This is a genomic window from Mesorhizobium sp. P3_A9, assembly GCF_056402975.1.
Genome location: NZ_JBFUGJ010000559.1, coordinates 1 through 2552, shown reverse-complemented (window position 1 = coordinate 2552; position 2552 = coordinate 1). Strand labels below are relative to the sequence as shown.

Annotated in this window: 2 protein-coding genes; one reads left to right on the top strand and one right to left on the bottom strand. The window is 61.4% G+C overall.

All coding sequences use genetic code 11. The features are described from left to right. Positions 1-548, top strand: a 548-nt coding sequence (locus AC1DX0_RS34415) for a phosphorylase family protein (protein ID WP_477358837.1), incomplete at its 5' end; no start/stop codon positions are given. 44 nt (positions 549-592) lie between these two features. Here the strand turns inward: AC1DX0_RS34415 and AC1DX0_RS34410 are convergent. Next, positions 593-2552: hydantoinase B/oxoprolinase family protein (locus AC1DX0_RS34410; RefSeq protein WP_477358834.1), on the bottom strand; the 1960-nt coding region annotated here is incomplete at its 5' end.

Below are 2552 nucleotides of genomic sequence, written 5' to 3'. Positions count from 1 at the left end.
CTGGAACTGCGGGCGGTATCGGCAAGCAGTTCGAAGTTGGGGATGTCGTGGTGAGCCCGCTGGTTCGCTTCGATTGTCTTGCCAAATTCAAGAAGGAGCCGTTTGCCAACCTTCACTATGCAAGCGCCGTCGCCAAGACCAGCCACTTCGCCAAGGCGCGGCAGCTGTTCAAAACCAACGCATCGCAGCTACCGCAAGACAACACCCGGGTGCCAAAAATCTTTGTTGCCGCGCCAAGCGCGCTGAAATCGTGCGTGGTAACGACCGATTTCTTTGGCTTTGACACCTCCGATAATCACTACCACCTCCAGGGCCTTGGAGCCGTATCGGAAATGGGCGACGCCATCCTTGGATTGGTCGCTTCGGAGATGGGCGCAGCGGCGCCACGCTGGCTTGCGATCCGGAATGTTTCCGATCCTCAGATCAAGGCGGACGGCATGACGCTCAAGCAACAAGCCACAATGGCTGCGCAAATCTACAAGGGTTTCGGACGGTGGAGTTCGATCTGCAGCGCGGTCACCTGCTGGGCCAGCATCGTCGCCGAATAGACGGTGATGAAAGCGGTGGGGAGGTGTGAGCCCGATGAACGGGCTCAGGCCTTGCCAAACCCACCCGGCGTCGGTGTTGTCAGGATGACAGCCTCGCCGGCATCGAGCACGGTCTGGTCACAGGCCTTCAGCACCTCGACCGCCCCATCCTTGCGACGTATCTTGGTCGAGCCGACCTCGCCGTCGCCACCTCCGTCCAGCCCCTGCGGCGGGCGGTTGCGGTGCGAGGACAGGATCGCGCATTCCATCTTCTCGAGGAAGCGGATGGTGCGTTTGGTGCCGTCGCCGGCGCTCCATTTGCCCTTGCCGCCGGAGCCTTCGCGGATTTGGAAATCCTCCAGCACCACGGGAAAGCGCAGTTCCAGCACTTCCGGATCGGTGAGGCGCGAATTGGTCATATGGGTGTGGACGCCCGAGGTGCCGGCAAAGCCGCGGCCGGAGTTCATCTGACCGGCAGGCGAGCCGGAGCAGATCGTCTCGTAGTACTGGTACTGCTTGTTGCCGAAGGTCAGGTTGTTCATCGTTCCCTGCGCATTGGCCATAGCGCCCATGGCGCCGAACAGCGCATTGGTGACATGCTGCGAGGTCTCGACATTGCCGGCAACGACGGCGGCAGGGTAGGCGGGCTTCAGCATGCAGCCATCGGGAATGATGATGTTGATGGGCCTGAGGCACCCGGCATTCATCGGGATCATGTCCTCGACCATGACGCGGAAGGCATAAAGCACGGCGGCGCGGGCGACGGGCTCCGGCGCATTGAAATTGTTCTTCATGACAGGCGACGTGCCGGTGAAGTCGACCGTCGCTTCGCGCTTTTGCCGGTCGACCGTAATCTTCACCTTGATGACCTGGCCGGTATCGGTGGGATATTCATAGGCCGATGTGTCCGGCAGCCGCTCCAGCACCCGGCGCACGCTTTCGGCGGCATTGTCCTGGACGTGGCCCATATAGGCTTCGACCACATCGAGGCCGAAATGCGCGACCATCTTGCGCAGTTCGGCGACGCCTTTCTCGTTGGCGGCGATCTGCGCCTTGAGGTCGGCAATGTTCTGGTGCGGGTTGCGGGCCGGATATCGGTGGTCGGTGAGCAGCGTATGCAGCTCTTTTTCGCGGAATTTTCCGCGGTCGACGATACGGAAATTGTCGAACAACACGCCTTCCTCGTCGACCGTGGTGGCAAGCGGCGTCATCGAGCCAGGGGCGGTGCCGCCAATATCAGCGTGATGGCCGCGCGAGGCCGCCCAGAACAGGATGTTCTCTTGAGCATCGTCGAAGACCGGCGTCACCACCGTGATATCAGGCAGATGCGTGCCGCCATTGTAGGGGGCGTTCAAGGCAAAGACGTCGCCTGGGTGGATGTCGCCGGAGTTCAGCCGGATGATGGTTTCGACCGAGCGGTCCATGGAGCCGAGGTGCACCGGCATGTGCGGCGCGTTGGCGACCAACGCTCCGGTGTGGTCGAAGACGGCGCAGGAAAAATCCAGCCTTTCCTTGATGTTGACGGAATAGGCGGTGTTCTGCAGCGTCACGCCCATCTGCTCGGCGATCGACATGAAGAGGTTGTTGAAGACTTCCAGCATGACCGGATCGGCTGATGTGCCAAGCGCAGCGGCGCGCACCTTCCTTGCCGTGCGGCGGATCACGACGTGGTTGAGGTTGGTGATTTCGGCCTGCCAGCCCGGTTCGACGACAATGGTCTGGTTCGGCTCGATGATGAGGGCAGGGCCGGCGACCAGATTGGACGGGCGCAGGTTTTMGCGACGATGGATGCCGGCTTCATGCCACCGGCCTTCGGTGTAGATGCGCCGCGTTCCGGAAGCGCCAGCTTCAACCCTTGCAGGTCCGGCGGGCGCATAGGCTTCAGCGCTGCTTTCGCCGATTTCGGAACCTTCGAGGCCGACCGTCTCGACGATCATCGGCTTGTCGTCATAGACGAAGCCGAATTGCGCCTTGTGGGCGATTTCGAAATCGCGCTTCGCCTGGAAAATCGAGTCACTCTCGAAA